The organism is Prevotella sp. P3-122 (assembly GCF_002251365.1).
Taxonomy (GTDB): domain Bacteria; phylum Bacteroidota; class Bacteroidia; order Bacteroidales; family Bacteroidaceae; genus Prevotella.
On sequence record NZ_NPJH01000009.1, the window covers coordinates 1 to 265 of the forward strand.

The following is a 265-nucleotide window of genomic DNA, read 5'->3' on the forward strand; positions in this document are numbered from 1 at the left end:
CGCATCTAAGTGCGAAGCCAGCCGCAAGATTAGAACTCCTCATAAGGGTCGTCACAGACGATGACGTTGATAGGGCGCAGGTGTAAAGACGGTGACGTCAAAGCCGAGCGCTACTAATTGCCCGAAGTCTTTTGAGTGCGATTATTTTCGGTATGTGTTTCTTATGGTCTTGCTTGTGTGCGATAGTCACCTGCTGTTTGAGGGCAGGAGGAAATTATCAGGTGGTTATAGCGGCGGGGTCCCACCTCTTCCCATTCCGAGCAAA

The 265-nt window shown here is 50.6% G+C and carries 1 rRNA gene; it reads left to right on the plus strand.

The annotated features are described in order from the left end of the window. Positions 1-138, plus strand: a 23S ribosomal RNA gene (locus CIL02_RS16520); the annotation flags it as partial. Positions 139-265: the final 127 nt, after the last annotated feature.